The 18,467-nt window shown below is 64.4% G+C and carries 16 protein-coding genes and 1 tRNA gene; 8 read left to right on the top strand and 9 right to left on the bottom strand.

What is annotated here, in order from left to right:
- Positions 1 to 2: 2 nt before the first annotated feature.
- Positions 3 to 1,778 carry an N-acetylglutaminylglutamine amidotransferase gene (locus ACFOW6_RS04045; RefSeq protein ID WP_382421057.1) on the bottom strand — a complete coding sequence of 592 codons (1,776 nt, stop codon included), beginning with the start codon at positions 1,776 to 1,778 and terminating at the stop codon, positions 3 to 5.
- A 316-nt stretch (positions 1,779 to 2,094) separates the two neighbouring features.
- Between ACFOW6_RS04045 and ACFOW6_RS04040 the strand changes: the two genes are divergently transcribed.
- Positions 2,095 to 2,179, top strand: a tRNA-Leu gene (locus ACFOW6_RS04040).
- Positions 2,180 to 2,393: 214 nt separating this feature from the next.
- Here ACFOW6_RS04040 and ACFOW6_RS04035 read toward each other — a convergent pair.
- The 4 genes from ACFOW6_RS04035 to ACFOW6_RS04020 all read right to left on the bottom strand — a co-directional run bounded on the left by ACFOW6_RS04035 (position 2,394) and on the right by ACFOW6_RS04020 (position 6,036).
- Positions 2,394 to 3,626 carry an ATP-binding protein gene (locus ACFOW6_RS04035; RefSeq protein ID WP_382421056.1) on the bottom strand — a complete coding sequence of 411 codons (1,233 nt, stop codon included), beginning with the start codon at positions 3,624 to 3,626 and terminating at the stop codon, positions 2,394 to 2,396.
- Between the two features lie 676 nt (positions 3,627 to 4,302).
- Entirely contained in the window at positions 4,303 to 4,752 is a 450-nt protein-coding gene (locus tag ACFOW6_RS04030) for a GNAT family N-acetyltransferase (protein WP_382421055.1), read from the bottom strand.
- A 79-nt stretch (positions 4,753 to 4,831) separates the two neighbouring features.
- Positions 4,832 to 5,437 carry a thiamine pyrophosphate-dependent enzyme gene (locus tag ACFOW6_RS04025; RefSeq protein ID WP_382421054.1) on the bottom strand — a complete coding sequence of 202 codons (606 nt, stop codon included), beginning with the start codon at positions 5,435 to 5,437 and terminating at the stop codon, positions 4,832 to 4,834.
- Positions 5,438 to 5,442: 5 nt separating this feature from the next.
- Positions 5,443 to 6,036, bottom strand: coding sequence for a phosphonopyruvate decarboxylase (locus ACFOW6_RS04020; RefSeq protein WP_382421053.1), 594 nt, complete (start codon positions 6,034 to 6,036; stop codon positions 5,443 to 5,445).
- Positions 6,037 to 6,144: 108 nt separating this feature from the next.
- Here ACFOW6_RS04020 and ACFOW6_RS04015 point away from each other — a divergent pair, with 108 nt between their 5' ends.
- Entirely contained in the window at positions 6,145 to 7,074 is a 930-nt protein-coding gene (locus ACFOW6_RS04015; protein WP_382421052.1) for a LysR family transcriptional regulator, read from the top strand.
- Positions 7,075 to 7,101: 27 nt separating this feature from the next.
- On the opposite strand, the gene arsH is transcribed toward ACFOW6_RS04015, so the two are convergent.
- From arsH to ACFOW6_RS03995, 4 genes are all read right to left on the bottom strand, one after another.
- Positions 7,102 to 7,842 (bottom strand): arsenical resistance protein ArsH, encoded by a 741-nt coding sequence (gene arsH / locus ACFOW6_RS04010; protein WP_382421051.1) that lies wholly within the window; start codon positions 7,840 to 7,842, stop codon positions 7,102 to 7,104.
- 18 nt (positions 7,843 to 7,860) lie between these two features.
- Positions 7,861 to 9,120, bottom strand: a complete 1,260-nt coding sequence (locus ACFOW6_RS04005) for an MFS transporter (protein WP_382421050.1) — start codon at positions 9,118 to 9,120, stop codon at positions 7,861 to 7,863.
- Positions 9,117 to 9,542, bottom strand: coding sequence for a PadR family transcriptional regulator (locus tag ACFOW6_RS04000; RefSeq protein ID WP_382421049.1), 426 nt, complete (start codon positions 9,540 to 9,542; stop codon positions 9,117 to 9,119). The genes ACFOW6_RS04005 and ACFOW6_RS04000 overlap by 4 nt, the downstream gene beginning before the upstream one ends.
- Before the next feature lie 194 nt (positions 9,543 to 9,736).
- A complete protein-coding gene (locus ACFOW6_RS03995) occupies positions 9,737 to 10,243 on the bottom strand; it encodes a cold-shock protein (protein WP_382421048.1) in 507 nt (168 codons plus the stop codon).
- A 629-nt stretch (positions 10,244 to 10,872) separates the two neighbouring features.
- Between ACFOW6_RS03995 and ACFOW6_RS03990 the strand changes: the two genes are divergently transcribed.
- From ACFOW6_RS03990 to ACFOW6_RS03965, 6 genes are all read left to right on the top strand, one after another.
- Positions 10,873 to 11,322 carry a MaoC family dehydratase gene (locus ACFOW6_RS03990; RefSeq protein WP_382421047.1) on the top strand — a complete coding sequence of 150 codons (450 nt, stop codon included), beginning with the start codon at positions 10,873 to 10,875 and terminating at the stop codon, positions 11,320 to 11,322.
- Positions 11,323 to 11,607: 285 nt separating this feature from the next.
- The gene (ileS, locus tag ACFOW6_RS03985; protein WP_382421046.1) at positions 11,608 to 14,454 is read left to right on the top strand and encodes an isoleucine--tRNA ligase; all 2,847 of its coding nucleotides are present in this window, start codon (positions 11,608 to 11,610) and stop codon (positions 14,452 to 14,454) included.
- Positions 14,451 to 14,945, top strand: a complete 495-nt coding sequence (gene lspA / locus ACFOW6_RS03980) for a signal peptidase II (RefSeq protein WP_382421045.1) — start codon at positions 14,451 to 14,453, stop codon at positions 14,943 to 14,945. The genes ileS and lspA overlap by 4 nt, the downstream gene beginning before the upstream one ends.
- 33 nt (positions 14,946 to 14,978) lie before the next feature.
- Positions 14,979 to 15,566 (top strand): DUF3035 domain-containing protein, encoded by a 588-nt coding sequence (locus ACFOW6_RS03975; RefSeq protein WP_382421044.1) that lies wholly within the window; start codon positions 14,979 to 14,981, stop codon positions 15,564 to 15,566.
- Between the two features lie 88 nt (positions 15,567 to 15,654).
- The gene (locus ACFOW6_RS03970; RefSeq protein WP_382421043.1) at positions 15,655 to 16,998 is read left to right on the top strand and encodes a M16 family metallopeptidase; all 1,344 of its coding nucleotides are present in this window, start codon (positions 15,655 to 15,657) and stop codon (positions 16,996 to 16,998) included.
- A gap of 14 nt (positions 16,999 to 17,012) precedes the next feature.
- Positions 17,013 to 18,383, top strand: coding sequence for a M16 family metallopeptidase (locus tag ACFOW6_RS03965; protein ID WP_382421042.1), 1,371 nt, complete (start codon positions 17,013 to 17,015; stop codon positions 18,381 to 18,383).
- Positions 18,384 to 18,467 lie beyond the last annotated feature (84 nt).

Raw genomic sequence — 18,467 nt, 5'->3', positions numbered from 1 at the left:
ACTTAGAATCCATGCTCCTGGAACCAGGCTTCCAGCAGCGCCACCTGCCAGAGCTTGGAACCGCCCAGCGGCGTGATGTACTGGTCCGGTGCCTGCAGCAGCTGGTCCACGTACTCCTTGCGGAACATGCCCCGATCGCGGGCGGCCGGCTGGTCCAGGACGCCGCGCACGTACTCCAGGGAGTCGCCTTCCAGGTACTTCAGCGCCGGCACCGGGAAATAACCCTTGGGCCGGTCGATCACCTCGTTGGGGATGACCTTGCGCGCGGCCTCTTTCAGGACGTACTTGCCGCCGTCGCGAACCTTCATCTCGGCCGGGATGCGGGCGGCCAACTCCACCAGCTCGTGGTCCAGGAAGGGCACGCGCGCCTCCAGCCCCCAGGCCATGGTCATGTTGTCGACGCGCTTCACGGGATCGTCCACCAACATGATGGTGCTGTCCAGGTGCAGCGCCTTGTCCACGGGGCGTTCGGCCCGGCAGTCCTCGAAGTGGCGGCGCACCAGTTCGCGGCTGTAGTCCTCCTCCACCAGGCGCGGGTCCACGGCCTGGGCGAACTCCTGGTGGTCGCGGTCGAAGAAGACCCGGGCGTAGTCGGCCACGGCATCGCGGCTGTCCAGCAGCGGCGGGTACCAGTGATAGCCGCCGAAAACCTCGTCGGCGCCCTGGCCGGACTGCACGACGCGCACGTGCTTGGCGACCTCCTGGGACAGCAGGTAGAAGCCGATGTTGTCGTGGCTGACCATGGGCTCCGACATGGCGCGGATGCAGCCAGGCAGGTTGGGCAGCATGCGCTCGCTGCTGTTGATGAACAGCTGGTGGTGGCGCGTCTTGAAATGCTCGGCGATGACGTCGGAATAGCGGAACTCGTCGCCGGCCTCGTCGCCCACGGATTCGAAGCCCACCGAGAAGGTCTCCAGACCCTCCTGGCCGGCTTCGGCCAGCAGGCCGACGATCAGGCTGGAATCGAGCCCGCCGGAGAGCAGCACGCCCACCGGCGTGTCGGCCACCAGGCGGCGCTCCACGGCGGTGCGCAGGCTCTCCAGGACCAGGTCCTGCCACTCGTCCTCGCTGCGGGCCTCGTCGCCCGCTTGCGGGCCGAAGGCCAGGCGCCAGTAGACCTCCTGCTTCATGCGGCCGTCGGGCTCGACCAGCAGGCGGCTGGCCGGCGGCAGCTTGCGCACGCCCTTCAGGATGGTGTGCGGTGCCGGGACCACGGCGTGGAAGGTCATGTAGTGGTGCAGACCCACGGGATCGACGTCGGTGTCGACGCCCTCACTGTGGCCGAGCGCCGGCAGGCTGGAGCCGAAGCGCAGGCCGCCGGGGATCTCCGCCAGGTAGAGCGGCTTGATGCCCAGGCGGTCGCGGGCCAGCATCATGCGGCCGCTGTCGCGCTCCCACAGCGCGAAGGAGAACATGCCGGCGAAGCGCTCGACGCAGGCCGGGCCCCAGGCGTGATAGGCCTTCAGGATGACCTCGGTGTCGCCGTTGGAGAAGAAGCTGTAGCCCTTGCCCCGCAGCTCTTCGCGCAGCTCCCGGAAATTGTAGATGGCGCCGTTGTAGACGATGCCCAGGCCCAGCTGGGAATCGATCATCGGCTGCTGCGCCGACTCGCTGTGGTCGATGATCTTCAGGCGGCGATGGCCCACGGCCAGGCTGTTCTGCCGGAACAGGCCGGTGGCGTCGGGCCCGCGCCGGGCGATGTGCCCCGACATGGCCTCGACCCGCGACAGGGAGGCCTCCTTGTTGTCAAAGCGGATTTCACCGACCAGTCCACACATGAGTTTCGAGTCTCCGGGAGGTATCTGCAGGGCGGGATTTCAGGGAGTGCCTGTATCCTGAAAGTCTCCCACGGCTATGATTTCAAAGAGATTTATGTTTCGAAGCCCATTGTACAGATAGAAAGGATTCGAGGATCTTCAAGAAAAACCGCCGACAGGAACATCCTGGCATTTCCAGTCCTGAATGTCTCTCGTGCGATTTCACGGCGCGCGAGAAATACAGGCCTTGCGGTCGTGCCAGCGCCCCTGTCCGGGCTGTGCAGAGAGGCATTGCAAACCCGTCTGTCTCGGGTATTCTGCCGGCCTGCTTCCCCACGCCCCTGTGGCGGAACCGGTAGACGCGCGCGACTCAAAATCGCGTTCCGAAAGGAGTGGGGGTTCGAGTCCCTCCAGGGGCACCAATTTCCGACATCGCAGTTCGCGAAAGCAGGTATGATTTGGACTGTCAGGCCAGGACTTGCTGTCTGCCCACTCAGCTTTCCGCTATGAATGCCGCCATCTCCCTGACTCCAGCCGCTTCCACGTTTTCGGCGGCGGGAATGTGGCGGCACGAAGTAGCGGTCAGGGTCATCTGGCAGGGGAGATGCTCGATATCGGAGCATCAGGGACTGCGATCTAAGACCACAAAGCGCTGAACGGAACGGCCCACATGCCGTTGCCGAATGAGCCGGAAAACTCGCCCGTGTAGAGTACTATACCGATGAAGGGACGGTCTTTCGCGAGATTGTCACGGAACCATTCCAGGTGCCGGAAATCCTTCTTGTTGGCCGTGGCAGCGGCCTTGATCTCGATACCGAGCAACGCACCGTCATCGCGCTCCACGATGAAATCGATTTCCCGCTTTTCGCGGTCCCGGTAATGAAACAGTTCGTATTCGTCCTCGGAAGACTCGATCTGCGCGGCGATTTCATTGAAGGCAAGGGTTTCAAACAGCTTGCCGCTACGGTCGGGATCGAGGCGCACCTGGTCCTCTCGCCATCCAAGGATGGAAGCCATCAGGCCGCAGTCGCTCATGAACAGCTTGTCCTGTTTGCCGACACGTTCATAGTCTGTGTGTGTCCATGGATGAACGCGTTCGCTCAGATACAGGGTTTCCAGGGCGTTGATGTAGCTTTCCAGGGTCGGGCGTTTGATGGACAGTCCAGAGCCGATTGCGGAAACATCCATCAGCTTGGAAGACCAAGCTGCCATTGTGCGCACGAGTTCACGCATCGCATCGAACCGACGAATTCGCGTGATATCTCGCAGGTCACGATCCAGCAGCGCGGCGATGTAGTCTCGATGCCAATGCCGCCGTGCCCGGCCTTGAAGGCGAACCGCTTCCGGGAAACCACCTCGAAATGCAATGTCGATGAGTTCGCCCCGCTCGAAAATCTGCCAGCTGTGCTCAAAGGACTCTGCGAAAGCCAGATCGAGAAAGCGCGGCTGGCTGTTCAGGAGTTCCCCTTGAGAAAACGGGCGCAACCTGATCTTCGCAATCCGTCCCGCCAGAGATTCACGAACGCTGGGTAACTCTTGTACATTGACCGATCCTGTCATCAGGAATTGGCCGGGCCGGTTGTCCTTGTCGACCACTTTCTTGATGGCGGGAAGAAGATCGGGGACACGCTGGATTTCATCTATGATCAGCGTGGAGGCATCGTGTTGCACGAACCCATGAGGGTCGTTTTCGGCCGCCTGTCTCAGGGTTTGATCGTCCAGGGTCCGGTATTCGATGCCATTGCCTGTGATCGCCTGCGCAAGTGTCGTCTTGCCGCATTGGCGTGGTCCGGTAAGCAGCAGAACACGCCGCTGTTTCATCGCGTTCTTCAGGGATTTTGCCTGCCATCGTTGGTACAGGTTGCTCATATGCCATTACCGATATCGATGAACTTTATTCGCGGTTTTATAATTAGCGTGCCCGCGATTTTATAACTCAGAGGATCGCGATTTTGCAAATAAACAGATCGTGGATTTATAAAAAATTCTGTTCGCGAAAGCAGGTATGACCAGGAGTACCAGGCCAGGGCCTGCTGTCCACCCACTCAGCTTTCTGCAATGATTGTGGCCATTTCCCTGACGCCGGTCGCTTCCACATTTTAAACAAGGGGTAACGCTCTTCACCCGAATTCACGACAAAGGCCTTGTCGGATTCAGGTCGTGCATAGGGTTGGAGAAACCCTTGCTTGGCACCGATAAATACCCAAGCAGATCCATGGACGCGGAGCCCAGGATCAGAAAGCATCCAGGTCGGTGGCCGTGACGTCTCCTCGATCGATTATGCCGTGCAGTTTCTGAAAGAGTTCGGACCTGCGATGCATCTCGTCCAGGATCACAAGGCGGTTTTCATAGGTCTCGAAAAAGAGTGCCGGATCGCTCAGCTTGTCCCGATCCCTGCGGTTTCCAGTTTGAGTTAGAGGGCCTCTTTTTCCTCGGCAACTTCAAGGGCCAGGGTGGTCTTGCCAACCTGGCGCGGGCCAACCATGGCGACAGCGGCCTGACGGTCCAGTGCCTGAAGCACGGCTTGGGATGAGTGCTTGGGCAGTTATGCCAACGTCTTCTCCATGTAGACCCGGCGATAGCCTTTCTCCTCCACCCGGCGGATCTCGCGGAAGCCCAGGCGCCGGTAGAGCGCCAGGTTCTCGACCATGGCTTCGTGGGTGTAGAGCTGCAGGCGGTCGTGGCCGGCCTGCCGGGCCCGCTCTTCGGCAAAGGCGATCAGGCGACGTCCGAGGCCCTGGCCCTGAGCGTCGGGATGGACGGCCACGTTGTCGAGCAGCATGCGCCCCTCCGCCTCGATAAGCACCACGAGACCAAGCAGCGTGGTTTCCCGGCAGAGCAGGTGGATCCGACCATGGGCGATGTGCGCGGCATAGTCATCCAGCATCGGGCCGGGCGGCTTGCCGATGCGCGGGACGTAATGGTCATAAGCGGCCTCGACCAGCCGTTCGACGGCGGCGAGATCGCTGGGCTCGGCCGGGCGGATGCGCTCCATGCGATCAGTGTTCCGAAAAACGAGGCCCAGCGCCAGAGGCCTGTTTGCGCTCAGAGCCGGGCGAGGGGCTCTGCTGCCTCTATTCGGCCGCAAGCCCCAGGTGGGCACGGAACCGGTTCTTGATATGGACCGCGTCGCGCACGGGCAGGGAGCGTGGTGGGTTTTCCGGCGTGACCTTGAGAACAAAGAGGCGCGGCCCCTCCGCCGGAGTGTTCAGGTCTTTCCCGGCCTGCTCGACCTCCTCGAGGCTGTTGAGCGTACGCGTCTCGGCGAAGCCGGAGGCGGCTGCGACCCTGGCCAGGTCGATGCCGTGTCCGGTATGGCTCATCTGCATCCCGGTTTCGCCGTAGTGGTGGTTGTCGATCACCGCGATGGCGAGGTTCCTGGGCCGGGCGACGGCGATGGTGGCCAGGCTGCCGAAGGCCATCAGCTGCTCGCCGTCGCCGGTGACCACGAGCACGCGCCTATCGGGCTGTGCCTGGGCCAGGCCGAGGCCAACCAGTGCCGCGCTGCCCATGGCGCCCCAGAGGTAGTAGTTGTCGTTGCGGTCGCCGAGGGCATGGACGTCATAGCTCGGCGATCCGAGGCCGGTCACCACGAGCGTGTTGTCCCGCGCGTGCAGCAGGGCGGCCACAGCTTCGCGACGACCCAGTGAAGGCGCTTGGCTGGAGGAGGTCTCTGTCATGACGGTCACCACTTCTTCTTGCCGAGCAGGCGCTGGCCGATCAGGACGGCCACCTGCTGGTCCGCTTCATAGGCCAGCGCGGCCGCCGCCTCGACGGTCTCGACCATGTCCTCGGCGGTATCGGCGCGCAGGCAGCGCACGCCGATGGCCTCCAGGGCCGGCTGGGTGGCGCGGCTCATGGGCACCTGCCAGGGATTGAATTCCGCCCATTCCCCGCGCATGGTCACCAGCGTCAGCAGCGGGAAACGCGCGATCGCCGGAAGCGAAAGCATGTTGATGCAGTTGCCGACGCCGCTCGATTGCATCAGCAGAACGGACCGCTGCCCGCCGAGCCAGGCGCCGGCCGAAATAGCGATGCCTTCCTCTTCGGTGGTCAGCACGTTCGAGACCACGTCCGGATCCTCCGACAGCAGCTTGATCAGCGTGCTGTGCCCGGCATCCGGCACATAGGCCATCTGGCGCACGTTCGCAGCCTTGAGGGCATGATAGACGGCGGTTGGCCAATGGGCCCCCGATGCACCGTCCCCCGATTTGGCGTCCCCCGATTTGGCGTCCTGCGTCTTCGGCGAAGGGGCCGCAGGTGTTTCAGCGTTCTGCACGGCTCTTGCTCCGATGTCGTCTCGACAGTCTAAGGCAGCATAGCTATCTTTTTTCGTTAATTCTGCGACCGTTTTTCGTGAGCAGATATAACCGAATTGGATAGCTTGATGGAGCTGTCACAGCTTCGCACACTCATTCACGTCGCCGAACTGGGCAGCCTCAGCAAGGCGGCCGACCAGATGCATGTCGCGCAACCGGCGCTCAGCCGGCAGATCCGCATGCTGGAGGCGGAACTGGGCATCCGCCTCTTCGCCCGGCATGGCCGCGGCATGCTGCTGACGGATCAGGGGCGCGACGTCCTCGGCCATGCCATGCGCGTGATGGCGGAGTTGGACGAGATCATGGCGCAGACTTCAGAGGCCGAGGCCCCTCTGACGGGGCGGATCGCCATCGGCATGCCGCCGACCGTGGCCGACATCATCTCGGTCCCGCTCGTGACGGCCTTCGAGACGGCCCATCCCAGGGTCATGCTGCGCCTGGTCAGCGCCTATACCGGCCACCTCCTCGACTGGCTGCACCGCGGCGAGATCGACCTGGCCATCCTCTACGACCCCCAGTCAGCGCGTTCCCTGCGCTCGCAGCCCCTGCTGCACGAGACGCTGTTCCTGATCGGCCCGCCCGGGGCCGGACTGTCGAATGAGCGGGATGTTCCCTTCGCTCAATTGGCGGGCAAACGCCTGCTGCTGCCGAGCCCCCAGCATGGCTTGCGGATCATCGTCGAACGCTGTGCGGCAGAGGCCGGAATCGCGCTCGACGTTGCCGTCGAGGCCGATTCCTTTGCCACCCTGAAGGGGCTCGTGCGGCACGGGAAGGGCTGGACCATCCTGCCGCGCGCGCCCATTCACGAAGACATAGAGTCGGGTCGCCTGACGGCCGCCGCCTTGCGCAACCCCGCGCCCGTGCGCCATCTGGTCCTATCCTATCCGGCCGATCGTCCCGTGTCCCGTCTGGCGCGCTTTGCCGGAGAGGCCGTCACCGGGATTGTCGAGGACATGGTCGAGCATGCCGTCTGGGCCGGCGAATTGCCGGCAGAGTAGGGAGGCGACGGCCGATAGCAGGGCGGTTCAGATCCGGGCGGCAACCTTCTCTGCCTCTGACACCTGTTTGGCCGCCTCCGCCCGGCGTTCGCTGTAGCGGCTGGTGAGATAGGTGCTGCGGTCGCGGGTCAGCAGGGTGAACTTCACCAGTTCTTCCATCACGTCCACCACGCGCTCGTAGTAGGGCGAGGGCTTCATGCGGCCGTCGTCGTCGAATTCCTGCCAGGCCTTGGGCACCGAGGACTGGTTGGGGATGGTGATCATGCGCATCCAGCGGCCCAGCATGCGCAGGCTGTTGACGGCGTTGAAGGACTGCGAGCCACCGCAGACCTGCATGACGGCCAGAGTGCGACCCTGGGTGGGGCGCACGCCGCCACTTTCCAAGGGCAGCCAGTCGATCTGGGTCTTGAGAAGGCCGGTGAGGTTGCCGTGCCGCTCAGGAGAGCACCAGACTTGGCCCTCGGACCAGATGGAGAGATTGCGCAGCTCCTGCACGGCCGGGTGGTCCGGCCCGGCCGAGTCGGGCAGGGGCAGGTTGCGCGGGTCGAAGATGCGGACCTCGGCGCCCAGGCGGGTGAGGATGCGCGCGGCCTCTTCGGTCAGGAAGCGGCTGTAGGAGCGTGCGCGCAGCGAGCCGTAGAGCATCAGGATGCGCGGGGCGTGCGTGGCGGGTTCGGCCGGTTCGAGCTGCGCGACGTCGGGTGCGGCGAAGTGGGCCTGTTCCAGGTTGGGCAGGCTGTCGGGATTCGGCAGATCATGAATCGGCATGGCTGTCCTCCTTGAAGATCAGGACGGGCGTGAGGCTGCGCTGCGGGCGCTGTACCAGGCGGCGGTGGCGAAGCTGGCGACCACTAGGAGGCCGGCCGCGCCGGCGGCCAGCAGCAGTGAGTCGTAGGAGCCGCTGGCCGACCAGAGCAGGGCGGCGCCCACCGGGGCGAGGGCCTTGGCGGCATTGCTGGGAGCAGAGATGGCGCCGTTGATAGCGCCATAGGCCTGGCGACTCAGCATCTCCGGAACGGCCAGGCCGCGCACGATGGTCATGATGCCGTTGGCCGCACCGTAGATCAGCGCGAAGAGGGCCAGGACGACAAAGTGGTCGGGCAGCAGGATCAGCAGGGCCAGCGCCAGGGGAAAGCCCAGCGTGGCCACCAGGCCGACCTGGCGGATTGGCTTGTGCCGGGCCAGGGTCCAGATGACCACGCGGCCGGCCACCTGGGCCGGACCGATGATGGCGATGGCGCTGACCACCGTGGTGGCGGTGAAACCACGCTCCAGCAGCAGGGGATAGAGGTGGAATGTGAGTGCCGAGAAGCTTCCGAAATAGAGCGTGAAAGCGATCAGAAGAGCCCAGAACACGAGACGGCGGCTGGCCCAGCGTAGGGCGGTGTTGCCTTCCAGTGCAGGCGGTTGATCGGACTGGGCGTCGGTTTCGGTGTCGACGGCCCTGATATCCTGCCTGGGGTCGATGGTGCGCAGGTGCAGGCCGACGCCCACAACCAGGTTGATTGCGCCGAGAGCGATCAGGGTTTCGCGCCAGTCCGTGCGATCCAGCAGGACCTGGATCAGCGGGATGAAGACCGTGCTGGCAAAGCCGCCCCAGAGCGTGAGCGCGGTGATTCCCTGTCGGGCCTCGCGGCCAAGACGGCGCGCCACGACCGCGAAAGCCGGGTCATAGAGGGTGGCCGCTATGGTCAGGCCCACACCCATGAAGATGGGATAGAGCTGCCAGATGGCGCTCACCTGGCTCCAGGCCAGCAGCATCAGGCCGCCGAGCAGGAAGCCAGTGGCCATGATGGCGCGTCCGTGGCCGCGGTCGATGGCAGCGCCGATGGGATAGGCGGCCAGGCTGGAAACGGCCAGGCCCAGGGTGGCCGCCCCGTAGATGGCTGGCTTGTCGGCCGCCAGGTCCGGGGCCATGGCCTCGGCGATCAGGGGGAAGCTGTAATAGAAGGTGCCCCAGGACATGATCTGGCCCACGCCGAGGGCGGCGATGAAGCGGCGCTGGCCTGCGCGCTGCCGGCCTTCGCTCGGGACGTCTGTCGTCACCGTTCCTCCTCCTGCTCGGCGCGCTCGGCCGGCTGACCGAACTGCCTTTCGGTATCCAGCAGGCAGTCGGTCACCTCCATCCAGGCGTCCAGCGCCACCTGGAAGGCCGTGCGCCCGCGCGCCGTCAGGCTGTAGACCTTGCGGGTGCGGCCGCCGACGATCTGGGGGGTGACCGTGACGTACCCACCCTTCTCGAATTCCTTCAGGGCCGGGTAGAGCGCGCCTTCGGTGGGCGAGCAACAGCCGTTCGTGGTGCGCGCCACGGCCCGCGCGATGTCGTAGCCATGCAAGGGCCCGTCATGGAGCACGCGCAGGATGAAGAAGCGCGACAGGCCCATCTTGATGGTGCCGCGCCAGTAGGCGGGGCAGGTCAGGTCCAGGTGTGCGCGCTCCGCGGCAGGACTTTCGGCATTCTCGCTCATGCCGCCTGCATATACATAGTTCCTCTATGCATCAATTGGCTATGTATTTATAGCTGCCTTGCAGCCTAATCAGCCCTACGCGGGCGACTTACTGGGTGAAAGCCGTCGAAAAGCAAAAACGCAGCCTCGGGCGACCATGCCCGTGGCTGCGCCTGATCTCCACCTGCCGGGATAGGTCCGGCGGGTCGGGGATCTCAGTCCAGTTCGACCGTTTCCGCCATGGGGCCCTTCTGTCCCATGCGGGTCGTCATGCGCACCCGCTGGTCGGGCTCGAGGGCACTGAGGCGGGCTCGTTCCAGCACACGCAGGGACACGAAGACGTCCTTGCCGCCGTCATCGGGAACGACGAAGCCGAAGCCCTTCTCGGCGTTGAAGAACTTGACCGTTCCCTGAACCTCGGGCCCCGCCGGGGCCTGGCTGTGATCGAAGCCTCCCCCGGCCGGGGGCGCGTCGGGGATGGATTCAATGCTGGTGATCGTCGAAACCTGAAGCCCCTTGCGTCCCGGACCGATTTCGCAAATCAGCTCCGCACCTTCAGGCAGGTCATTACGCCCGATGGTCTGAAGCACTGAAACGTGAAGGAAGGCATCCGGCGAGCCGTCCATGGGTTGCACGAAGCCGAACCCCTTGGTGGCGTTGAACCATTTGACGACTGCCTTGACTTGGGACTGGGAGGCATCCGACCCGGAAAAATCGCTCATCACTTGCTAAAGACTCCACGCGAGAAAACAAACGGCGCCCCCACTGCGGGACGCCGTGATGTAGCCATGCCGACTTTCCTGTACTGGGACCATGCTGGAAATGCGATTCCCGGGGACGCCCGTCCCGTCTCTGGTGTCTCTTACAACCGACATGTGGAGACCACAAATTCCGATGGCTCAATGCATGGCAAAACGAATGGCCACTCTACCCCATTTTGAATCGTAAATCACCAGCAATCAGTCAGATGTCACGATTTCGCCCTGCAGCCATCCCCCTGACAAGCCACGCGGAAATCGCATTTCGCTAGCAACAGCCCCGCATTCATAGGGGTTGTATGTCTGTTCGCCGTATCGCTCTAGATGTAGCTGAGGAGGTGGTGAAGCCTGCCCGAGGCCGTGCCAGAGCACCGGCATGCGCCATGGCCGCGATCATTGAGCGCATCTCGCGTGCGCAAAACATCACGCAAAATCGTGGGGCGACTCCATCTTCCGGAAAAACTCAGGAAATTCAGAGAGAAAGCGTAATGTTTGCACTGCTTTTCGCCCCGTAGTATTTTTTGCATTGCACAATATATAAGGGGCACGGGGACGTTCCGTCCCGAATTGCACACAGGGAAGGACAGGACAGCATGCAAGGTTCGCAGGGGTATTGCCTGGAAGATCTCGAAACCGGAATGGTCGAGCAGTTCAGCAAGACCGTGACGGAAGCGGACATCGTTCTCTATGCCGGCCTTACGGGGGATACCAATCCACTGCATCTCGACCAGGACTACGCCGAGACCACGATGTTCAAGGGACGCATCGCCCATGGCATGCTGACTGCAGGTTTCGTCTCCACCGTGCTCGGCACGCGGCTGCCGGGGCCGGGGGCCATCTATGTGGACCAGTCGCTCAGCTTCAAGCGCCCCGTGCGGATCGGGGACACGGTGACCGCGCGTGTCGAGATCAAGTCCGTCGACCGCGAAAGCCGTCGGGTGGTCTTCGAGACCGTCTGCCTGGTCGGCGGCAAGACCGTCCTGGAGGGTGAGGCCACGCTGATGGTGGCCAGCCGGCAGCAGCAGACCGCGGCAGCCGAATAGCTCGACGCGCCGCACGGCCGCGCAAAACCCCGACACCGCTCAAAACCCCCGTATCGCGCTTGACCCGGAACGCGGGATGATTACCATCCGCGCCCATGATGCGGTGTGCGCAGGTGTCCGACAGACGTCGAATTATCGGCCCGGCCTTCTGAGGAAGGTCGGGGTGACACGATGCCTGTCGGCCCGTCGAGCGGCAATGCGCCTTTCGGGGACCGGCCGGCGCCCGCCGATCCTGCCGCGGACCGGCCACAAGAGCTTTCCAGCCCAGCCCAAGGTTGCCTCCAGATGACCCGTGACTACCGTTCCACCGTTTTCCTGCCCAAGACCGAATTTCCCATGCGCGCGGGCCTGGCGAAGCGCGAGCCGGAGATCCTGGAGCGCTGGAAGGACATGGATCTCTATCGCCGCCAGCGCGAAGAGGCGCGCGGCCGGGAGAAATTTGTCCTGCACGACGGCCCGCCCTATGCCAACGGCCACCTGCACATGGGCCACGCGCTGAACAAGATCCTGAAGGATGTGATCAACCGCGGCCAGCAGATGCTGGGCAAGGATGCCAACTACGTACCCGGCTGGGACTGCCACGGCCTGCCCATCGAATGGAAGGTGGAGGAGGGCTATCGTGCCAAGGGCCTGGACAAGGACACCGTCGACCGGGTGGAGTTCCGCCAGGAATGCCGCTCCTTCGCCGAGCGCTGGGTGGCCCAGCAGACCGAGGAATTCCAGCGCCTGGGCGTGATCGGCGACTGGAAGCAGCCTTATACCACCATGGCCTTCTCGGCCGAGGCGCAGATCGTGCGCGAGATCGGCAAGTTCCTCTTGAACGGCAGCCTCTATGCGGGCTCGCGGCCGGTTCTCTGGTCGGTGGCCGAGAAGACGGCCCTGGCCGACGCCGAGGTGGAATACCACGAGCACAAGTCGCCCACCATCTGGGTGCGCTTTCCCTTCCGCAAGGCCCCCAGCCCGTCCCTGGAAGGCGCCTCTGTCCTGATCTGGACGACGACGCCCTGGACCATTCCGGGCAACCGCGCTGTCGTCTATGGCGAGGACATGGATTATGTCCTGCTGGAAGTCGGGGAGGTCGCCGAGACATCCCTGGCTGTGCCGGGCGAGCGCTTCCTGGTCGCCACGGAGCTGGAGGAGCAGCTGCTCTCGGATGCCGGCATCGAGACGGTGCGCCGCCTGGACACGCTGAAGGGGCGCGACCTGGCCGGGGGCATCCTCGATCATCCCTTCCACGACCAGGGCTATCCCCAGGACACACCGCTGCTGCCGGGCGATTTCGTCACCACCGACCAGGGAACGGGCTTCGTCCATGCGGCGCCCGGACATGGCACGGACGACTATTACCTGGGCCTTGAGCACGGCCTGGAGATTCCCCAGACCATCGACGGGGACGGGCGCTTCCTGCCGCATGTGCCGCTGTTCGCCGGCAAGGTGATCTATACCCAGGAGGGCAAGGACGGCGATGCCAACGGCGCCGTCATCAAGGCTCTGATGGAGGCCGGCAAGCTGCTGACCAAGGGCTCGCTCAGGCACAGTTATCCGCATTCCTGGCGCTCCAAGGCGCCGCTGATCTTCCGCAACACGCCGCAGTGGTTCATCTCCATGGACGAGAACGGCCTGCGGGAGAAGGCGCTGGCGGCCATCGACGAGACCCGCTTCGTGCCGCCGCGCGGCCAGCTGCGCCTGCGCAGCATGATCGAGCAGCGCCCCGACTGGTGCATCTCGCGCCAGCGCCTGTGGGGCGTGCCCCTGCCGCTGTTCGTGCACAAGGAAACGGGCGAGCCGCTGCGCGACCAGGCCGTGATCGATCGCGTGGCCGAGGCCTTCGAGGCCGAGGGCGGCGATGCCTGGTTCACCTCGCCGCCGCAACGCTGGCTGGGCGATGACTACAGCGCCGAGGAGTACGAGCAGATCCAGGACGTGGTCGAGGTCTGGTTCGACAGCGGCTCCACCCACTCCTTCGTGCTGGAGGCCCGCGACGACCTGAAGTGGCCGGCCTCGCTCTACCTGGAAGGCTCGGACCAGCACCGCGGCTGGTTCCATACCTCGCTGCTGGAATCCTGCGGCACACGGGGGCGCGCGCCTTACGAGGCGGTGCTGACCCACGGCTTCGTGCTGGACGAGAAAAGCCGCAAGATGTCCAAGTCGCTGGGCAACGTGACCGCGCCCTATGACGTCATCGACCGCGAGGGCGCGGACATCCTGCGGCTGTGGGTCGTGGCCTCCGACTTCTCCGAGGACCTGCGCATCGGCAAGGAGATTCTGAAGTACCAGGTCGATGCCTACCGCCGCCTGCGCAACACCCTGCGCTATCTGCTGGGGGCCCTGGACGGCTTCGACGAGACCGAAAAGGTGGCCTACGAGGAGCTGCCCGAACTCGAGCGCTGGGTCCTGCATCGCGTCCACGAGATCGACCGGATCGTGCGCAGTGGCTGCGAGGCGTTCAGCTTCCACGAGATCTACCAGACCCTGCACCATTTCTGCGCCGTCGACCTCTCGGCTTTCTACCTGGATGTGCGCAAGGACTGCCTCTACTGCGATCCGCCGGAATCGGCCAAGCGGCGGGCCTGCCGGACGGTCATGGACATCCTGTTCGATCATCTGAGCGCCTGGCTGGCGCCCATCCTCTGCTTCACCGCCGAGGAGGCCTGGTGGGCGCGCGGCAAGCTCAAAGAGGCCGAAAGCGTCCACCTGCGGACCTTCCCCGAGATTGCCAGGGCGTGGGAGCAGCCCGAACTGGCCGAGAAATGGGCCGGCATCCGCCAGGCGCGCCGCGTCGTGACCGGTGCGCTGGAACTGGAGCGGGCGGAAAAGCGCATCGGCTCCTCTCTCCAGGCCCGGCCGGCCGTCTATGTGGAAGATCCAAGCCTGCGGGCACTGCTGGAAGGCGAGGATTTCGCGGAGATCTGCATTACCTCGGACGTCGAGCTGAAGGCGGAGTCCGCCCCTGAAACGGCATATCGCCTGGAGGAGATTCCGGGGGTCGCCGTGGTGGTGCAGGAGGCCGAGGGCGAGAAGTGCGAGCGCTGCTGGCAGGTGCTGCCCGAGGTGGGCAGCTATCCGGAGGCACCGGGGGTCTGCGGACGTTGTGCCTCAGCGGTGGCGCAGCAGGACGCAGCGGCCCAATGACGCTGCACACACGTGCAGCCCTGGGGCGTGCCCTGGGCCTTGCTGCAGTGGTCATGGTCCTGGACCAGGCCAGCAAGTGGTACATTCTGTTGGGCGTGATGCAGCCGCCGCGCAGCATCGAGGTCACGAGCTTCTTCAACCTGGTCCTGACCTATAACCGGGGTGTCTCCTTCGGCTTGCTGGCCGGGGGCAATCCCTGGCAGCCGTACCTGCTGGCGGCCCTGTCCACGGTTATCGTGATCGCGCTGCTCTATTGGCTGCGACAGCAGACAAGTGCCCTGACTGTCCTGGCAGTCGGTCTGGTGAGCGGGGGCGCCGCAGGCAACGTGATCGACCGCTTCCTGCATCCAGGTGTGGTGGATTTTCTCGACTTCCATTATGCAGGCTGGCATTGGCCGGCATTCAACCTGGCCGACTCGGCTATTGTGGCAGGTGTCGCCCTGCTGCTATGGGACGGGTTGTTCGGGGCGCAAGACGGCGTTAAAGATTAAAGCGGGAACAGCACGCGAAAGGTGGCAGGTGTGATGACGAGATTTCAGCGTACGGCAGGTGTCGCGGGTCTGCTGGCAGCAGTTCTGCTGCTTGCGGGCTGCGGCAGTGACATTCGCAAGCAATTCGGGCTGACGCGTTCGGCCCCCGATGAATTCCGCGTTGTCTCGCGGGCGCCTCTGACGATGCCGCCCGATTTTTCACTGCGTCCGCCCGAGCCCGGCGCACGGCGTCCGCAGGAGGGATCGCCCACGGAGCAGGCGCGCCAGACCGTTTTCCGGATCGAGGATACGGAAAACGGCTCTGCCGAACAGGAGATGCCGACGGACGGTCGTTCGCCCGGCGAGGCGGCTCTGGCCCGGGCTGCTGGCGCCGACGAGGCCGATTCCGATATCCGGCAGGTCGTCGAGCAGGAAACGCGCGAGATCAACGAGGCCAACGAAAGCTTGGTCGAGGACCTGATCTTCTGGAGCTCCGACGAGGAGCAGCCGGGTGAGGTGATCGACCCTGCAGCCGAATCCCGCAGGCTGCGCGCAGCCTCCGCCATGGGCGAGACACCCACAGGCGAAGGCGTTCCGGTCATCGAGAAGCCCGAACAAACGCTCTTCGAGAAGTTTTTCTGAGGATCTCTGACGGTCTGCGGATTGCGAGGCCGCAGACCGGCCCCATATCAATCGGGTGTTCGGATCATCCCAGCCCCGGAAAGTGACCATGCGTCCTATTCTTGCCCTCCTCGTTCTCGTGATGAGCGGCGCCCTGGCCTTCACTGCCAAGGCGCAGGTCTTCGAACCGGAAAGCTTCACCCTGGACAACGGCCTGCAGGTTGTCGTGGTGCCGAACGACCGGGCGCCGATCCTGACCCACATGATCTGGTACCGCGTGGGATCAGCCGACGAGCCCGTCGGGGAATCGGGAATAGCGCACTTTCTCGAGCACCTGATGTTCAAGGGAACCGACGAGGTCGAAGCCGGCGAATTCTCGCGTCTCGTGGCGCGCGAAGGCGGGCGCGACAACGCCTATACCTCCTATGACTTCACGGCCTATTTCCAGACCATCGCCAGCGATCGCCTGGACATGGTCATGGAACTGGAAGCCGACCGCATGACCGGCCTGGCGCTGGACGAGGAGGAGGTGATTCCAGAGCGCGACGTCGTGCTCGAGGAACGGCGCAGCCGCACGGAGAACCAACCCGCCTCGCGGCTCAGCGAAATGGCCTCTGCCGCACTCTATCTCCATCATCCCTATGGCCAGCCGATCATCGGCTGGGAGAACGAGATCCGCCAGCTGGGTGAAGAGGATGCCCTGGAGTTCTACGAGACCTGGTATGCGCCCAACAACGCCATCCTGATCGTGGCCGGGGATACCAGTGTCGAAGAGGTGCGCCGCCTGGCCGAGACGCACTACGGCGACATCGAACGGCGCGCCGTGCCGGAGCGCAAGCGGGTGGAAGAGCCGACACAGTGGGCGGGCCGCCGGGTGGAACTGGCGGATCCCCAGGTGGGTCAATCATCCGTGAGCATCAGGTACCTGGCGCCCAGCTACAACAAGGCCCTGGGCGAGAGCAGCGAACGCGCGCCCTATGCACTCCAGGTTCTCGAAGAACTTCTGGGTGGACAAACCGGCCGCTTCTACCAGGAGATGGTGGTCAAGCAGGAGGTTGCCGCCGGCGCCGGAGCCAGCTATCGCGCCAACAGCCTTGATCTCTCGGAATTCTCCGTATCCGTAACCCCGCGCGACAGTGCTGATCTGGAGGCGGCCGAAACGGCGTTGCGGGAGGAAATCGAACGCCTGTTGGAGAAGGGTGTCAGCGAGCAGGAGGTGGAGCGCGCCCGCCAGCGCCTGATGGACTCTGTCGCCTATGCCCAGGATTCCGTCAGCGGCCCCGCGCATTTCATCGGCCGGGCGCTGACCACGGGACAGTCCCTGGAGGATATCGAGGCCTGGCCCGAGCGCATCGGCGAGGTGACTGCCGAGGAGGTCGAGGCCGCCGCCGAGCTGGTCTTCGACCCCGATCGCTCGGTGACCGGTGTCCTGAAAAGCGAACCGACATCTTGAGGACAGCACGCATCATGTGGACAGAGTTCTCCCTTCACCGGCTGCCAGCCGTCCTCGGCGCCCTGCTTGTCTCGCTCGGCCTGCCTCTGAGTGTACAGGCCATGGACATCCAGAAGGTGGTCTCGCCCCAGGGCATCGAGGCCTGGCTGGTGGAGGATCACAGCAATCCCGTGCTGGCGATGGAGTTCGCCTTCCGCGGCGGGGCGTCCACCGATCCCGAAGGCAAGGAAGGTCTCGCCGGCCTGACCTCCGCCCTGTTGGACGAGGGGGCCGGGGACATGGATTCGACGGCCTTCCAGGAGGCGCTGGCCGATCGCTCGATCCGCATGTCCTTCTCCGCCAGCCGCGACCGTTTCAGCGGGTCGCTCATGACGCTGACCCGCCATCGCGAGGATGCCTTCGACTACCTGCGGATGGCGCTGACCGAACCCCGCTTCGACCCGCAGGCGGTGAAGCGCCTGAAAAGCCAGTACCAGGTCATGCAGGCCCGGCGCCTGGAGGACCCGCAGTCGATTGCCTGGAACGGACTCTATCGCCTGCTGTTCCCGGATCATCCCTATGGCCGTCCGACCGAGGGAACGCCGGCGAGCATCGCCTCCATCGAGGTGGCCGACATGCGGGCGTTCCTGCAGGAGCAGCTGGCGCGGGACCGTATGCACATTGCGGTGACCGGCGATATCACGCCGGAGGAGCTCGGGACGCTGCTGGACGAGACCTTCGGCGACCTGCCCAAGGAGAGCCCCGCCATCGAGGTGCCCTCCGTCCAGCCGCTCAGCAGCGGCGGCGTAGCGGTGGTCGAGCGCGACCAGCCACAGTCCGTGGTGGCCCTGGCCCAACCGGGGATGGCGCGCGACGATCCCGATTTCTATTCGGCCTATATCGTGAATTACATCCTTGGCGGCGGCAGTTTCTCCTCGCGCCTGTACGAGGAAATCCGAAAGGAGCGCGGCCTGGTCTATTCGGTCAGCACCGGCCTCAATACCATGGATCATGCGGCTGTACTGGCGGGCGGTCTGGCTACGCAGAACGCCCGGGTGGACGAAAGCCTGGAGGTCCTGCGCGCCGAATGGGAGCGCCTGGCCGAGGAGGGGCCGACGGAAGAGGAACTGGAGCATGCCAAGAGCTATGTTACCGGTGCCTTCGCGCTGCAGCTGGACAGCAGCGACAGCATCGCCTCCGTGCTGCTCTCCATACAGATGGACAACCTGGGCATCGACTACATCGACCGGCGGCGGGAGGAGATCGCCGAGGTGGGCCTGGAGGACGTGAAGCGCGTGGCCGGCGAGCTGTTGCAGCCCGAGGCCCTGACCTTCGTGGTTGTGGGCCAGCCGGAAGGCGTCGAGTCGAATCTGGTGCTGCCGAAACGCGACGCAGCCCAGGACTAAAGTTCAGGCAAACCAGAGGGTTGGAAAGGCCCTCGCAAAGTCACTTGTGTGCAGCCTCCGGCTTCCCAAGAATACCCCGCAGCC

The organism is Fodinicurvata halophila (genome assembly GCF_042651425.1).
Taxonomy (GTDB): Bacteria; Pseudomonadota; Alphaproteobacteria; order Kiloniellales; family DSM-21159; genus Fodinicurvata; species Fodinicurvata halophila.
This window is presented reverse-complemented; position numbering and strand designations above follow the sequence as displayed.